The following is a 13,760-nucleotide window of genomic DNA, read 5'->3' as shown; positions in this document are numbered from 1 at the left end:
GTGTCGGTTCCCTGAGCTAAAGTTCTCAGCCAGTCATAAGAGTTGGTTAAAGAGGGGGACCCTGTGCGCGGGACTCAGTTTGCTACGCGAGCCGTGATAGCTGCCGGGAGCGTCGTCCTGATGGTCGGGCTCACCGCGTGCGGGAGCGAGAAGTCCGACGAGGGCGGCAAGAAGTCGGGCGACACGGCCCGGGAGCAGGCCAGCAGCCCGCTGGCGGCGCTGAAGAAGGCTTCTCAGCGCACCGACCAGCAGCACTCGGCCAAGGTCGAGGGCACCACCAAGATGGGCGAGTCCAACTCGACCATGAACGGTGAGATGGACTGGGCCGACGGTATGCGGGCCAATATGACCATCACGCAGAACGGTGGCGCCGCGGCCTCCTCGCCGCTGGCCGGCAAGCCGATGCCCGCCCGCTACACGCCCGACGCGATGTTCATGAACCTGGGCGACCAGTTCGCCGCGCAGGCGGGCGGCGGCAAGCACTGGGTCAAGTACGACTACGACGTGCTGGCCAAGAAGGCGGGCCCGTCCGGCGCCTTCCTGAAGGACCAGATGCAGAACACCGACCCGGCGCGCTCGGTGCAGCTGCTGATCGCCACCGGCAAGGTCAAGAGCGTCGGCTCGGAGGACGTGAAGGGCACCAAGGCCACCCACTACACGGGCACGGTCAAGGTCTCCGAGCTGGCCAAGATGCAGTCCAAGGACCTCAGCGAGTCCGACCTCACGGCGCTCCAGAAGCAGCTCGAGCAGTCCGGTATGGAGACCGAGACCATCGACCTGTGGATCGACGGCGACGACCTGCTGGTCAAGAAGCGTGAGCAGGCCGACAGCAACAACGGCGGCTACGACTCCACCGTCTACTACTCGGACTACGGCACCGAGGTCACGGTCGACGAGCCGGCCTCCTCGGACACCGTGAACTTCGAGGACATCAGCGGCCAGTAAGGCCGCCGCGGAGCTGATTTGCCTGGCCGCGGCCCGTTCGCGTAGTCTGCTTCAGAAGCCAAAGACCGCTGGTTGTCGCTGTGCCTCCGCAAGGGGGACACGGTGGCTGAAGGATCCGCTAGCTGCGGACGACCTGCGCAGGTGACTGTGGTTGAAACTCCCGGACGGGCCCGCTGGGTCCGCGAGGTCGAGTCACGCCCCGAGCGCCTGCGCCGGGGCGTTTTCGTGTTGTTCAGTCTCCTTCCTTCAGACCGAAGCGGTCCTCATCACCCGGAAGGAGGCCGAAGCTCATGGCGAGTCCTGACAAGGTCGAAGCCGTTGAGGAGATGCGGGAGAAGTTCCGCAACTCCCACGCTGCCGTCGTGACCGCGTACACCGGTCTCACCGTTGCCCAGCTCAAGGAGCTGCGCCGTTCGCTCGGTGAGAACGCCCAGTACCGTGTGGTGAAGAACACGCTGACCAAGATCGCGGCCAATGAGGTCGGGATCAACCAGCTCGACGACCTGTTCGTGGGTTCGTCGGCCGTCGCCTTTGTGACCGGTGACCCGGTCGTGGCGGCGAAGGGTCTCCGTGACTTCGCCAAGGAAAACCCCGCTCTCGTCATCAAGGGCGGCGTGCTCGACGGCAAGGCGCTGTCTGCCGACGAGATCAAGAAGCTCGCGGACCTCGAGTCCCGTGAGGTGCTGCTCGCCAAGCTGGCGGGTGCGATGAAGGCCAAGCAGTCCCAGGCTGCGGCGCTCTTCCAGGCCCCGCTGTCGAAGTTCGTCCGCACCGCGGAGGCGCTCCGGCAGAAGCAGGCCGAGCAGGGCGGTGCCGACACCCCGGCTCCCGCCGAGGCCGAGGCCGCCGAGTAATCAGGCCCCGGTCGCAGCGGGCCCGTAAGCCCGCCGACATGTACATCCGGCACCTGCCGACTTAGTGGAAGGACCGCCATCATGGCGAAGCTCAGCCAGGAAGAGCTCCTCGAGCAGTTCGAGAGCCTGACCCTCATCGAGCTCTCCGAGTTCGTGAAGGCCTTCGAGGAGAAGTTCGACGTCACCGCCGCCGCCCCGGCCGCCGTGGTCGCCGCCGCCCCGGGTGCCCCGGGCGCGGGCGCCGAGGCCCCGGAGGAGAAGGACGAGTTCGACGTCATCCTCACCGGCGCCGGCGACAAGAAGATCCAGGTCATCAAGGTCGTGCGTGAGCTGACCTCGCTGGGTCTGAAGGAGGCCAAGGACCTCGTCGACGGCACCCCGAAGCCGGTCCTCGAGAAGGTCAACAAGGAGCAGGCCGACAAGGCCGCCGAGTCCCTCAAGGGCGCCGGCGCCTCCGTCGAGGTCAAGTGACCTGTCGGCCCGCCGCCACGCGTCTGTGACGCACGGCGGTGAGGCCGGGCTCCGCAAGGGCGATCACCCGTTCGGGTGGTCGCCCTTCGGCGTACCCGTGACGGCTACGTTGTCTTGTGGGTTGCGACAGGTATGGTGATCTTCGTTGCCCGTCGCCACGCCCTGTGACGATCTCGCCGGAGTGGGGGGCCTTGACGAACGGCACGCAGCGCGCAATTCTCAGGACGCGACGTCACAGCGATCCAAACTCCGAGGCATGGATCGTCGGCGAAGCGGGCAGTATCGATATGCGCTCCCGGCGGGTGGCCGCCGGCCAGGGCTGTGAAGACAACGAGGGGCGAGCCCCTCACCGGAGGGAGAGATTGGCACTGCCGGTCTCACAAACTCGGCGCTGGACATCAGTGTGCCAAGTGGCTACACTGACCCTTTGCGCTGCCTGTTAGCTGCTCCCTGCCCGTCACCAGGGGCATACCCACCTTCGAGCACAGCCGATGAATACGCCCTGACCAGGGATTTCATCCATGGGCTCTCGGTGGGACCGGTACGCGCGTAGTGAGTCCGAGCCCTCGGAAGGACCCCCTCTTGGCCGCCTCGCGCAACGCCTCGACTGCCAATACGAACAATGGCGCCAGCACCGCCCCGCTGCGCATCTCCTTTGCGAAGATCAAGGAGCCTCTCGAGGTTCCGAACCTCCTTGCACTGCAGACCGAGAGCTTCGATTGGCTGCTCGGCAATGCCGCCTGGAAGGCTCGCGTCGAGGCTGCGCTGGACAGCGGTCAGGACGTCCCCACCAAGTCCGGTCTGGAAGAGATCTTCGAGGAGATCTCCCCGATCGAGGACTTCTCCGGGTCGATGTCCCTGACCTTCCGTGATCACCGCTTCGAGCCGCCGAAGAACTCGATCGACGAGTGCAAGGAGCGCGACTTCACCTACGCCGCGCCGCTCTTCGTCACCGCCGAGTTCACCAATAACGAGACCGGTGAGATCAAGTCCCAGACGGTCTTCATGGGCGACTTCCCGCTCATGACCCCGAAGGGCACCTTCTGCATCAACGGCACCGAGCGTGTCGTTGTCTCGCAGCTGGTCCGTTCGCCCGGTGTCTACTTCGACTCCTCGATCGACAAGACATCCGACAAGGACATCTTCTCCGCCAAGATCATCCCGTCCCGGGGTGCCTGGCTGGAGATGGAGATCGACAAGCGCGACATGGTCGGTGTCCGTATCGACCGCAAGCGCAAGCAGTCCGTCACCGTCCTGCTCAAGGCGCTCGGCTGGACCACCGAGCAGATCCTCGAGGAGTTCGGCGAGTACGAGTCCATGCGCGCCACCCTGGAGAAGGACCACACCCAGGGCCAGGACGACGCGCTGCTCGACATCTACCGCAAGCTGCGTCCGGGCGAGCCCCCGACCCGTGAGGCCGCGCAGACGCTGCTGGAGAACCTCTACTTCAACCCCAAGCGCTACGACCTGGCCAAGGTCGGCCGCTACAAGGTCAACAAGAAGCTCGGCGCGGACGCCCCGCTCGACGCCGGTGTGCTGACCACCGATGACGTCATCGCGACGATCAAGTACCTGGTCAAGCTGCACGCGGGCGAGACCGAGACGGCCGGCGAGAGCGGCACCACGATCGTCGTCGAGACCGACGACATCGACCACTTCGGCAACCGCCGTCTGCGCAACGTCGGCGAGCTCATCCAGAACCAGGTCCGCACCGGTCTGGCCCGGATGGAGCGCGTCGTGCGCGAGCGCATGACCACCCAGGACGTCGAGGCGATCACGCCGCAGACCCTGATCAACATCCGGCCGGTCGTCGCCTCCATCAAGGAGTTCTTCGGCACCAGCCAGCTGTCCCAGTTCATGGACCAGACCAACCCGCTGTCGGGTCTGACCCACAAGCGCCGTCTGTCGGCGCTGGGCCCGGGTGGTCTGAGCCGTGAGCGGGCCGGCTTCGAGGTCCGTGACGTGCACCCCTCGCACTACGGCCGGATGTGCCCGATCGAGACGCCGGAAGGCCCGAACATCGGTCTGATCGGCTCGCTGGCCTCCTACGGCCGGGTCAATGCCTTCGGTTTCGTCGAGACCCCGTACCGCAAGGTCACCGACGGTGTGGTCACCGACGGCGTGGACTTCCTCACCGCCGATGAGGAAGACCGCTTCGTCATCGCCCAGGCCAACGCGCCGCTGGCCGACGACAACCGCTTCGCCGAGGCCCGGGTCCTGGTCCGCCGCCGTGGCGGTGAGGTCGACTACGTCCCCGGCTCCGAGGTCGACTACATGGACGTCTCGCCGCGCCAGATGGTGTCGGTCGCGACCGCCATGATCCCCTTCCTCGAGCACGACGACGCCAACCGCGCGCTCATGGGGTCGAACATGATGCGCCAGGCCGTGCCGCTGATCAAGGCGGAGTCCCCGCTGGTCGGCACCGGTATGGAGTACCGCTGCGCGGTCGACGCCGGTGATGTCATCAAGGCCGAGAAGGACGGTGTCGTCCAGGAGGTCTCCGCCGACTACGTCACGGTGGCCAACGACGACGGCACCTACACCACCTACCGGGTGGCCAAGTTCTCCCGCTCCAACCAGGGCACCTCCTTCAACCAGAAGGTGGTCGTGGACGAGGGCGCCCGCGTCATCACCGGTCAGGTGCTGGCCGACGGCCCGTCCACCGAGGACGGCGAGATGGCGCTGGGCAAGAACCTGCTCGTGGCGTTCATGCCGTGGGAGGGCCACAACTACGAGGACGCGATCATCCTCAGCCAGCGCCTGGTGCAGGACGACGTCCTCTCCTCGATCCACATCGAGGAGCACGAGGTCGACGCCCGTGACACCAAGCTGGGCCCCGAGGAGATCACCCGGGACATCCCGAACGTCTCCGAGGAGGTCCTGGCCGACCTCGACGAGCGCGGCATCATCCGCATCGGCGCCGAGGTCATCGCCGGGGACATCCTGGTCGGCAAGGTCACCCCGAAGGGTGAGACCGAGCTGACCCCGGAGGAGCGCCTGCTGCGCGCGATCTTCGGTGAGAAGGCCCGTGAGGTCCGTGACACCTCGCTGAAGGTGCCGCACGGCGAGACCGGCAAGGTCATCGGCGTCCGCGTCTTCGACCGCGAGGAGGGCGACGAGCTGCCCCCGGGCGTGAACCAGCTGGTCCGCGTCTACGTGGCGCAGAAGCGCAAGATCACCGACGGTGACAAGCTGGCCGGCCGGCACGGCAACAAGGGCGTCATCTCCAAGATCCTGCCGGTCGAGGACATGCCGTTCCTGGAGGACGGCACCCCGGTCGACATCATCCTCAACCCGCTGGGTGTCCCGTCCCGAATGAACCCGGGACAGGTCCTGGAGATCCACCTCGGCTGGCTGGCCTCCCGGGGCTGGAAGGTCGAGGGCTCCGAGGAGTGGATGCAGCGGCTCCAGGCGATCGGCGCGGACGAGGTCCAGCCCGGCACCAACGTCGCGACCCCGGTCTTCGACGGCGCCCGCGAGGACGAGATCGCCGGTCTCTTCGACTCGACGATCCCGAACCGCGACGGCGACCGCCTGGTCCAGTCGTCCGGTAAGGCCCGGCTCTTCGACGGCCGCTCCGGCGAGCCGTTCCCGGACCCGATCTCCGTCGGCTTCATGTACATCCTGAAGCTGCACCACCTGGTGGACGACAAGCTGCACGCCCGGTCCACCGGTCCGTACTCGATGATCACCCAGCAGCCGCTGGGCGGTAAGGCTCAGTTCGGTGGCCAGCGCTTCGGTGAGATGGAGGTGTGGGCGCTGGAGGCATACGGCGCCGCATACGCCCTCCAGGAGCTGCTGACCATCAAGTCCGACGACGTCACCGGCCGCGTGAAGGTCTACGAGGCCATCGTCAAGGGCGAGAACATTCCCGAGCCCGGCATCCCCGAGTCCTTCAAGGTGCTCATCAAGGAGATGCAGTCCCTGTGCCTCAACGTGGAGGTGCTGTCCTCGGACGGCATGTCCATCGAGATGCGCGACACCGACGAGGACGTCTTCCGCGCTGCGGAGGAGCTCGGTATCGACCTGTCCCGGCGCGAGCCGAGCAGCGTCGAAGAGGTCTGACGGGTCTGGCCGGGGCGGCTGTCCCACCTCCGCCCCGGCCTCTCCCCGGACCCCCAGTCAGACCCGAAGACACGACCCTGAAAGAGGGATTGACGACAAGTGCTCGACGTCAACTTCTTCGACGAGCTGCGGATCGGCCTCGCCACTGCTGACGACATCCGTCAGTGGTCCCACGGTGAGGTCAAGAAGCCGGAGACCATCAACTACCGCACCCTCAAGCCCGAAAAGGACGGACTCTTCTGCGAGAAGATCTTCGGTCCGACCCGGGACTGGGAGTGCTACTGCGGCAAGTACAAGCGCGTCCGCTTCAAGGGCATCATCTGTGAGCGCTGCGGTGTCGAGGTCACCCGCGCCAAGGTGCGCCGTGAGCGGATGGGCCACATCGAGCTGGCCGCTCCCGTCACCCACATCTGGTACTTCAAGGGCGTGCCCAGCCGTCTGGGCTACCTGCTCGACCTCGCCCCGAAGGACCTCGAGAAGGTCATCTACTTCGCCGCCTACATGATCACGTGGGTGGACGAGGAGCGCCGCACGCGCGACCTGCCCTCGCTGGAGGCCCACGTCTCCGTCGAGCGTCAGCAGATCGAGCAGCGCCGCGACGCCGACCTGGAGGCCCGCGCCAAGAAGCTCGAGGCGGACCTCGCCGAGCTGGAGGCCGAGGGCGCCAAGGCCGATGTGCGCCGCAAGGTGCGTGAGGGCGCCGAGCGTGAGATGAAGCAGCTGCGCGACCGTGCGCAGCGCGAGATCGACCGTCTCGACGAGGTGTGGAACCGCTTCAAGAACCTCAAGGTCCAGGACCTGGAGGGCGACGAGCTGCTCTACCGCGAGCTGCGTGACCGCTTCGGCACGTACTTCATGGGCGGTATGGGCGCCGCGGCGCTCCAGAAGCGCCTGGAGTCCTTCGACCTCGACGAGGAGGCCGAGAAGCTCCGCGAGATCATCCGGACCGGCAAGGGCCAGAAGAAGACCCGTGCGCTCAAGCGCCTCAAGGTCGTCTCCGCCTTCCTGCAGACCCGCAACAGCCCCAACGGCATGGTGCTGGACTGCATCCCGGTGATCCCGCCGGACCTGCGTCCGATGGTGCAGCTGGACGGTGGCCGTTTCGCGACCTCCGACCTGAACGACCTGTACCGCCGTGTGATCAACCGGAACAACCGCCTCAAGCGTCTCCTTGACCTCGGTGCGCCCGAGATCATCGTGAACAACGAGAAGCGGATGCTCCAGGAGGCCGTCGACGCGCTGTTCGACAACGGCCGCCGCGGCCGCCCGGTCACCGGTCCCGGTAACCGCCCGCTGAAGTCCCTCAGCGACATGCTGAAGGGCAAGCAGGGCCGGTTCCGTCAGAACCTGCTCGGTAAGCGAGTCGACTACTCGGCCCGTTCGGTCATCGTCGTCGGCCCGCAGCTCAAGCTGCACCAGTGCGGTCTGCCCAAGGCCATGGCGCTGGAGCTCTTCAAGCCGTTCGTGATGAAGCGCCTGGTGGACCTGAACCACGCGCAGAACATCAAGTCGGCCAAGCGCATGGTCGAGCGCGGCCGCACGGTCGTGTACGACGTGCTCGAAGAGGTCATCGCCGAGCACCCGGTGCTGCTGAACCGTGCGCCGACCCTGCACCGCCTCGGTATCCAGGCGTTCGAGCCGCAGCTGGTCGAGGGCAAGGCCATTCAGATCCACCCGCTCGTCTGCACCGCGTTCAACGCGGACTTCGACGGTGACCAGATGGCCGTGCACCTGCCGCTGTCCGCGGAGGCGCAGGCCGAGGCCCGCATCCTGATGCTGTCCTCGAACAACATCCTCAAGCCGGCCGACGGCCGGCCGGTGACCATGCCCACCCAGGACATGGTGCTGGGCCTGTTCTTCCTCACCACCGACGAGGAGGAGCGGGAGGTCAAGGGCGAGGGCCGGTCCTTCGGTTCGGTCGCCGAGGCGATCATGGCGTTCGACGCCCGGGAGCTCTCGCTCCAGGCGAAGATCGACATCCGCTTCCCGATCGGCACCGTACCGCCCCGCGGCTGGACCCCGCCCACCCCCGAGGAAGGGGACGACGGCGTCGGGGGAGGTGTCTGGCAGCAGGGCGACAGCTTCCGGCTGCGCACCACCCTGGGCCGCGCGCTCTTCAATGAGCTGCTGCCCGAGGACTACCCGTTCGTCGACTACTCGGTGGGCAAGAAGCAGCTCTCCGAGATCGTCAACGACCTCGCCGAGCGCTACCCCAAGGTCATCGTCGCGGCGACGCTGGACAACCTGAAGGCGGCCGGTTTCCACTGGGCCACCCGCTCCGGTGTCACCGTCGCCATCTCCGACGTGGTCGTGCCCGAGGCCAAGAAGGCCATCATCACGGGCTACGAGGCGCAGGACGAGAAGGTCCAGAAGCAGTACGAGCGCGGTCTGATCACCAAGGACGAGCGCACCCAGGAGCTGATCGCGATCTGGACCAAGGCGACCAACGAGGTTGCCGAGGCGATGAACGCGAACTTCCCGAAGACCAACCCGATCTTCATGATGGTCGACTCGGGCGCGCGCGGAAACATGATGCAGATGCGTCAGATCGCCGGTATGCGTGGTCTGGTGTCCAACGCGAAGAACGAGACCATCCCGCGGCCGATCAAGGCGTCGTTCCGTGAGGGTCTCTCCGTGCTGGAGTACTTCATCTCCACCCACGGTGCCCGTAAGGGTCTCGCGGACACCGCGCTGCGGACCGCCGACTCGGGTTACCTGACCCGTCGTCTGGTGGACGTCTCGCAGGACGTGATCATCCGCGAGGAGGACTGCGGCACCGACCGCGGTCTGAAGCTGGAGATCGCCTCCCGGGGTGCCGACGGTGTGCTGCGCAAGGCCGAGGACGTCGAGACCAGCGTGTACGCGCGCTGCCTCGCCGAGGACATCGTCGTGGACGGGAAGGTGCTGGCCCCGGCCGGTACCGACCTGGGCGATGTGCTCATCGACGAGCTGGTCCGGCACGGCGTGGAGACGGTCAAGACCCGCTCGGTGCTCACCTGCGAGTCCGCCGTCGGCACCTGCGCCATGTGCTACGGCCGCTCGCTGGCGACCGGCAAGCTGGTGGACATCGGTGAGGCGGTCGGCATCATCGCCGCCCAGTCCATCGGTGAGCCCGGCACCCAGCTGACGATGCGTACCTTCCACACCGGTGGTGTGGCCGGTGACGACATCACCCAGGGTCTGCCGCGTGTTGTCGAGCTCTTCGAGGCCCGTACGCCCAAGGGTGTGGCCCCGATCTCGGAGGCGGCCGGCCGCGTCCGGATCGAGGAGACCGAGAAGACCAAGAAGCTCGTTGTCACCCCCGACGACGGCTCCGACGAGACCGCCTACGGCGTCTCGAAGCGGTCCCGTCTGCTGGTGGGCGAGGGCGACCACGTCGACGTCGGCCAGCCGCTGACCGTCGGTGCGGTCAACCCGCACGACGTGCTGCGCATCCTCGGCCAGCGCGCCGTCCAGGTGCACCTGGTCGGCGAGGTTCAGAAGGTCTACAACTCGCAGGGTGTGTCGATCCACGACAAGCACATCGAGATCATCATCCGGCAGATGCTGCGCCGTGTGACGATCATCGAGTCCGGCGACGCTGAGCTGCTGCCGGGCGAGCTCGTGGAGCGCTCGCGCTTCGAGGGCGAGAACCGTCGTGTGGTCCAGGAAGGCGGCCACCCGGCCTCCGGCCGTCCGCAGCTGATGGGTATCACCAAGGCATCGCTGGCGACCGAGTCCTGGCTGTCGGCGGCGTCCTTCCAGGAGACGACCCGGGTGCTCACCGACGCGGCGATCAACGCCAAGTCGGACTCCCTGATCGGCCTCAAGGAGAACGTGATCATCGGTAAGCTCATCCCGGCCGGTACGGGTCTGTCCCGCTACCGCAACATCCGGGTCGAGCCGACCGAGGAGGCGAAGGCCGCGATGTACTCGGCCGTCGGTTACGACGACATCGACTACTCGCCCTTCGGCACGGGCTCCGGCCAGGCGGTCCCGCTGGAGGACTACGACTACGGTCCGTACAACCAGTAGGACCGGTCCGACGGCCGGCAAGCGTTCGCAGGGCGGTCACCCCATGGCGGGGGTGGCCGCCCTGCGGCTATGCTCCGGGTTGGTGTGTCCAGCGCGTGTGCATTTGTTTTGACCGGAGCCGATGCGGTAGGTACGCTCTGACCTTGTGCCTGGGGTGTCCCTGGGCTCCCGTGCGCGCTTCAAGACCGCTTCGGGGGCCCGAGGTGTCGACACCAACAATTCGCACTCTCCTGACATTCTCAGGGGACTGCGGTGCGCGACACACCCGACCGCGTGGGTCGGAGAAATCCCAGGTTAGCTTTACCGAGACTGGCACACAGAAACCGGAGAAACGGTGCCTACGATCCAGCAGCTGGTCCGCAAGGGCCGCCAGGACAAGGTCGAGAAGAACAAGACCCCCGCCCTCGCGGGGTCGCCGCAGCGCCGTGGTACATGCACCCGCGTGTTCACCACGACGCCGAAGAAGCCGAACTCGGCGCTCCGCAAGGTCGCGCGTGTCCGGCTGAGCAGTGGGATCGAGGTCACCGCCTACGTCCCGGGTGAGGGACACAACCTGCAGGAGCACTCCATCGTGCTCGTGCGTGGCGGTCGTGTGAAGGACCTGCCGGGTGTTCGTTACAAGATCATCCGCGGCTCCCTCGACACGCAGGGCGTCAAGAACCGCAAGCAGGCTCGCAGCCGCTACGGCGCCAAGAAGGAGAAGTAAGAATGCCTCGTAAGGGCCCCGCCCCGAAGCGCCCGGTCATCATCGACCCGGTCTACAACTCTCCTCTGGTGACCTCCCTCATCAACAAGGTGCTGCTGAACGGCAAGCGCTCCACCGCTGAGCGCATCGTCTACGGCGCCATGGAGGGCCTGCGCGACAAGACCGGCAACGACCCGGTCATCACGCTGAAGCGCGCGCTGGAGAACGTGAAGCCGACCCTCGAGGTCCGCTCCCGCCGTGTCGGTGGCGCCACCTACCAGGTTCCGGTCGAGGTCCGTCCCGGCCGTTCCTCCACCCTCGCGCTGCGCTGGCTCGTGGGCTACTCGCGCGCCCGTCGTGAGAAGACCATGACCGAGCGGCTGATGAACGAGCTGCTGGACGCCAGCAATGGTCTGGGCGCCTCCGTCAAGCGTCGCGAGGACACCCACAAGATGGCCGAGTCCAACAAGGCCTTCGCGCACTACCGCTGGTAGTCGCTACCCCATCGAGAACCGAGAGAAGACTGAGCCATATGGCCACCACTTCACTTGACCTGGCCAAGGTCCGCAATATTGGGATCATGGCCCACATCGACGCGGGCAAGACGACCACCACCGAGCGGATCCTGTTCTACACCGGCGTGAGCTACAAGATCGGTGAAGTTCACGATGGCGCTGCCACCATGGACTGGATGGAGCAGGAGCAGGAGCGCGGCATCACCATCACGTCGGCCGCGACGACCTGTCACTGGCCGCTTGAGAACGTCGATCACACCATCAACATCATCGACACCCCGGGCCACGTCGACTTCACGGTCGAGGTGGAGCGCTCGCTGCGCGTCCTCGACGGTGCCGTCACGGTGTTCGATGGTGTCGCCGGTGTGGAGCCGCAGTCCGAGACGGTGTGGCGTCAGGCGGACCGCTACGGTGTTCCGCGTATCTGCTTCGTCAACAAGCTGGACCGCACCGGTGCCGAGTTCCACCGCTGCGTCGACATGATCACGGACCGCCTGGGCGCGGTGCCGCTGGTCATGCAGCTGCCGATCGGCACCGAGGCCGACTTCAAGGGCGTGGTCGACCTCGTCCGTATGAAGGCGCTGGTCTGGTCGGCCGAGGCGACCAAGGGCGAGATGTACGACACCGTCGACATCCCGGACACCCACATCGAGGCCGCCGACGAGTGGCGCGGCAAGCTGCTCGAGGGCGTCGCCGAGAACGACGAAGAGATGATGGAGCTGTACCTCGAGGGCCAGGAGCCCACCGAGGAGCAGCTGTACGCGGCGATCCGCCGTATCACCATCGCCTCCGGCAAGGGCGGCGGCACCACCGTCACCCCGGTGTTCTGTGGCACCGCGTTCAAGAACAAGGGCGTGCAGCCCCTGCTCGACGCCGTGGTCCGGTACCTCCCGTCGCCGATCGACATCGAGGCGATCGAGGGGCACTCGGTCAAGGACCCCGATGAGGTCATCAAGCGCCGTCCGTCCGAGGAGGAGCCCCTCTCGGCCCTGGCGTTCAAGATCGCGAGCGACCCGCACCTCGGCAAGCTCACCTTCATCCGTGTGTACTCCGGCCGCATGGACGCCGGCACCCAGGTGCTGAACTCCGTGAAGGGCAAGAAGGAGCGCATCGGCAAGATCTACCGGATGCACGCGAACAAGCGTGAGGAGATCGACTCGGTGGGTGCCGGCGACATCGTCGCCGTCATGGGTCTGAAGCAGACCACCACCGGTGAGACCCTCTCCGACGCGTCGAACCCGGTGATTCTGGAGTCCATGGACTTCCCGGCCCCGGTCATCGAGGTGGCCATCGAGCCGAAGTCCAAGGGCGACCAGGAGAAGCTGGCCGTCGCGATCCAGCGGCTTGCCGAGGAGGACCCGTCCTTCCGCGTCAAGACCGACGAGGAGACCGGCCAGACGATCATCTCCGGTATGGGCGAGCTGCACCTGGACGTGCTGGTCGACCGTATGCGCCGGGAGTTCAAGGTCGAGGCCAACGTCGGTAAGCCGCAGGTGGCCTACCGCGAGACGCTGCGCAAGGCGGTCGAGCGGTACGACTACACCCACAAGAAGCAGACGGGTGGGTCCGGCCAGTTCGCGAAGGTGCAGATCGCGCTCGCGCCGCTCGAGGGCGATGGCTACGAGTTCGAGAACAAGGTCACCGGTGGCCGTATCCCGCGGGAGTACATCCCGTCCGTGGACGCGGGCTGCCAGGAGGCGATGGAGTTCGGCGTGCTCGCCGGCTACCCGCTGACCGGCGTCAAGGTCACCCTCCTCGACGGTGGGTACCACGAGGTCGACTCGTCCGAGATGGCCTTCAAGATCGCCGGCTCGATGGCCTTCAAGGAGGCCGCCCGCAAGGCCGGCCCGGCCCTGCTCGAGCCGATGATGAAGGTCGAGGTCACCACGCCCGAGGACTACATGGGCGATGTGATCGGCGACATCAACTCCCGCCGTGGACAGATCCAGTCCATGGAGGACCGGAGCGGCGCCAAGCTGGTCACCGGCCTGGTCCCGCTGTCGGAGATGTTCGGCTACGTGGGCGACCTGCGCAGCAAGACCTCTGGCCGCGCCAGCTACTCCATGCAGTTCGACTCCTACGCCGAGGTTCCGAAGAACGTCGCCGAGGAGATCATCGCGAAGGCCAAGGGCGAGTAAGGCGGGTTCATCCGCATTCCTCACCCTTTAGGCTGGAGCAAAAGGCATCGGGGCATTCCGTCATAGACCGTCC

At 66.4% G+C, this 13,760-nt stretch carries 8 protein-coding genes; all 8 read left to right on the top strand.

The features are described from left to right. Nucleotides 1–120: 120 nt before the first annotated feature. The 8 genes from HUT19_RS17235 to fusA all read left to right on the top strand — a co-directional run bounded on the left by HUT19_RS17235 (nt 121) and on the right by fusA (nt 13,687). Nucleotides 121–945 (top strand): hypothetical protein, encoded by an 825-nt coding sequence (locus tag HUT19_RS17235; protein WP_176181339.1) that lies wholly within the window; start codon nt 121–123, stop codon nt 943–945. A 290-nt stretch (nt 946–1,235) separates the two neighbouring features. After that, complete coding sequence (rplJ, locus tag HUT19_RS17230) at nt 1,236–1,799, top strand: 50S ribosomal protein L10 (RefSeq protein ID WP_176181338.1); 564 nt, start codon at nt 1,236–1,238, stop codon at nt 1,797–1,799. A 78-nt stretch (nt 1,800–1,877) separates the two neighbouring features. After that, entirely contained in the window at nt 1,878–2,270 is a 393-nt protein-coding gene (gene rplL / locus HUT19_RS17225) for a 50S ribosomal protein L7/L12 (RefSeq protein WP_176186981.1), read from the top strand. A gap of 582 nt (nt 2,271–2,852) precedes the next feature. Then, nucleotides 2,853–6,335 (top strand): DNA-directed RNA polymerase subunit beta, encoded by a 3,483-nt coding sequence (rpoB, locus tag HUT19_RS17220; protein ID WP_176181337.1) that lies wholly within the window; start codon nt 2,853–2,855, stop codon nt 6,333–6,335. 99 nt (nt 6,336–6,434) lie between these two features. Then, the gene (locus HUT19_RS17215; RefSeq protein ID WP_176181336.1) at nt 6,435–10,349 is read left to right on the top strand and encodes a DNA-directed RNA polymerase subunit beta'; all 3,915 of its coding nucleotides are present in this window, start codon (nt 6,435–6,437) and stop codon (nt 10,347–10,349) included. A 334-nt stretch (nt 10,350–10,683) separates the two neighbouring features. Then, complete coding sequence (rpsL, locus tag HUT19_RS17210; RefSeq protein ID WP_014054153.1) at nt 10,684–11,055, top strand: 30S ribosomal protein S12; 372 nt, start codon at nt 10,684–10,686, stop codon at nt 11,053–11,055. A 2-nt stretch (nt 11,056–11,057) separates the two neighbouring features. Then, the gene (rpsG, locus tag HUT19_RS17205) at nt 11,058–11,528 is read left to right on the top strand and encodes a 30S ribosomal protein S7 (protein ID WP_137979061.1); all 471 of its coding nucleotides are present in this window, start codon (nt 11,058–11,060) and stop codon (nt 11,526–11,528) included. A 38-nt stretch (nt 11,529–11,566) separates the two neighbouring features. Then, nucleotides 11,567–13,687, top strand: coding sequence for an elongation factor G (gene fusA / locus HUT19_RS17200; protein ID WP_176181335.1), 2,121 nt, complete (start codon nt 11,567–11,569; stop codon nt 13,685–13,687). Nucleotides 13,688–13,760: the final 73 nt, after the last annotated feature.

The sequence above is a fragment of the Streptomyces sp. NA02950 genome, from assembly GCF_013364155.1.
In the GTDB taxonomy this organism is placed as follows: domain Bacteria; phylum Actinomycetota; class Actinomycetes; order Streptomycetales; family Streptomycetaceae; genus Streptomyces.
This window is presented reverse-complemented; position numbering and strand designations above follow the sequence as displayed.

What these genes read in the sequence shown, in the direction of transcription:
- rpsG (WP_137979061.1), top strand. Translation starts at nt 11,058, where the DNA reads ATGCCTCGTAAGGGCCCCGCCCCGAAGCGCCCGGTCATCATCGACCCG.
- fusA (WP_176181335.1), top strand. Translation starts at nt 11,567, where the DNA reads ATGGCCACCACTTCACTTGACCTGGCCAAGGTCCGCAATATTGGGATC.
- HUT19_RS17235 (WP_176181339.1), top strand. Translation starts at nt 121, where the DNA reads ATGGTCGGGCTCACCGCGTGCGGGAGCGAGAAGTCCGACGAGGGCGGC.
- rplJ (WP_176181338.1), top strand. Translation starts at nt 1,236, where the DNA reads ATGGCGAGTCCTGACAAGGTCGAAGCCGTTGAGGAGATGCGGGAGAAG.